The organism is Archangium sp., from assembly GCF_036277355.1.
Taxonomy (GTDB): Bacteria; Myxococcota; Myxococcia; order Myxococcales; family Myxococcaceae; genus Archangium.
This window is the reverse complement of the sequence record NZ_DASUNC010000114.1, coordinates 1-2,388: the sequence shown is the minus strand read 5'-3', so window position 1 is coordinate 2,388 and position 2,388 is coordinate 1. Positions and strand designations below refer to the sequence as shown.

Below are 2,388 nucleotides of genomic sequence, written 5' to 3'. Positions count from 1 at the left end.
TCGCCCTGCTCCACCAGGTGCGTGACTCCACCCTCGCCGCCTACGCCCACCAGGACGTCCCCTTCGACAAGCTCGTCGAGTCCCTCAACCCCCCTCGTGACCCGGGCCGCTCCCCTCTCTTCCAGGTCATGTTCTCCCTGCGGGACACACTGCAGCCCGAGTTGGATGGGGCCCACCTGCGCCTGCACCCCCTCGAAGTGGAGACGCAAACGAGCCTCTTCGAGCTGTCGCTCGCTCTCGAGGCGACGCCCACGGGCTTCGCGGGTCAGCTTCAATTCAATACGGACCTCTTCACGGCGGACACCGCCTCCCGGATGGCCTCGCATTACCTGCGGCTGCTGGAGGGCCTCGTCGCCCACCCGGAGCAGCACCTCGTGGACGTGCCGCTCCTGTCCTCGGACGAACGGCACCTGCTGCTGGAGGAGCTGAGCGGCACACCGCCCCTCTCCACCTCCCACTGCCTCCACCACCTCTTCGAGGCCCAGGTGGCTCGTGGCCCCGAGGCCACCGCGCTCGTCGCGGGCACCACCCGGCTGAGCTACGGGGAGCTCAACCACCGTGCCAATCAGCTCGCCCACTTCCTGCGTGCCCGCGGTGCCGGGCCGGACGTCCCCATCGGCATCTGCCTCCAGCGCACCGCCGACCTGGTGGTGGGCCTGCTCGCCATCCTCAAGGCCGGTGCCGCCTGGCTCCCGCTGGATCCGTCCTACCCCGTCGAGCGCCTCACCTACGCCATCGAGGATGCCCGCGCGCCCCTCCTGCTCACCCAGGAATCCCTTCGCCCGCTGCTGCCCGCTTCCGGCGCCGGGATCGTCTGCATCGGCTCCGACGCGGAGCACATCTCCCGAGAGCCTGGCGACAACCCGCGCACCGCCACGGGCCCGTCCCACCTCGCCTATATCCTCTACACCTCCGGCTCCACCGGCAGGCCCAAGGGCGTCGCCATCGAGCACCACAGCGCCGTCATCCTCATCCGCTGGGCGCTCGAGTGTTTCACGGCGGAGCAGCTCTCGGGTGTCCTCGCCGCCACCTCCATCTGCTTCGATCTTTCCGTCTTCGAGCTCTTCGCCCCCCTGAGCCGTGGCGGCACCGTCCTGCTCGCCGACAACGCCCTCGCGCTTCCCTCGCTCCCCGCCGCCCACGAGGTGACGCTCGTCAACACCGTCCCCTCCGCCATCGCGGAGCTGGCGCGCACCGGCGGCATTCCCTCCTCCGTGCGCACCATCAACCTCGCCGGCGAGCCCCTCCCGGGCTCCCTGGCTCGCACCCTCTACGCCCTCCCTTCCGTCCAGCACGTCTTCAATCTCTACGGGCCCACCGAAGACACCACCTACTCCACCTTCTCGCTCGTCCCCCGGGACGGCGCCTCCGAGCCCACCATCGGCCGTCCCCTCCCCGGCACCCGGGTCTACCTGCTCGATTCACGGCTCCAGCCTGTTCCTCCCGGTGTTCCCGGCGAGCTCCATCTCTCCGGCTCGGGCCTCGCCCGCGGCTACGTCAACCGCCCCGAGCTCACCGCCGAGCGGTTCATCCCGGATCCCTTCAGCGGCCAGCCCGGTGCCCGCCTCTACAAGACCGGAGATCTCGCCCGCTTCCTGCCGGATGGAAACCTCGAGTACCTCGGACGCATCGACCAGCAGGTGAAGGTCCGCGGCTTCCGCATCGAGCTGGGAGAGATCGAGTCCGTCCTCCTGTCCCAGCCCGAAGTGCTCCAGGCCGCGGTGCTCGCCCGTGAGGAGGTTCCCGGTGACAAGCGCCTCGTCGCCTACGCCGTCGCGGCACCGGGAACGCAACCCGACGCCAGCACGCTGCGCCGCCGCCTCGAGCAGACACTGCCCGGCTACATGGTTCCCTCGGCCTTCGTCCTGCTCGAGGCCCTGCCACTCACGCCCAATGGCAAGATCGACCGCAAGGCGCTCCCGCCTCCGGAGAGCCACCACCTGGCCCGGCGGGAGTTCATCCCTCCCAGGACTGGACTGGAGATGACCCTCGCCCAGGTGTGGCGCGAGCTGCTGAAGGTGGACGCGGTCGGCGTCCAGGACAACTTCTTCGAGCTCGGTGGCCATTCGCTGTTGGTCACCCAGGCCGTCTCCCGCATCCTCGACACCCTGCAGGTCGAGCTGCCCATCCGCGCGTTCTTCGAGGCTCCCACCCTCGAGGCCCTCACCCTCCGGGTGGAGGCCGCTCTCGGCTCGCGGCAGGCGCGCCCGGGCCCCTGTCCGGTACCACGGCCGCCCTCCGGCGGATTGCCGCTGTCATTCGCGCAGCAGCGGTTGTGGTTCCTGGAGCGGATGGAGCCCGGCAGCGCCCGCTACAACCTGCCGGCGGCGGTACGCATGGAGGGCCCCCTGGACGTGGCCGCCCTCGAGCGCGCCTTCCTGCACCTGG

Annotated in this window: 1 protein-coding gene; it reads left to right on the top strand. The window is 70.3% G+C overall.

What is annotated here, in order from left to right; all coding sequences use genetic code 11:
* On the top strand, positions 1-2,388 hold a 2,388-nt coding region (locus VFZ09_RS29315; RefSeq protein ID WP_329730998.1), incomplete at both ends, for an amino acid adenylation domain-containing protein.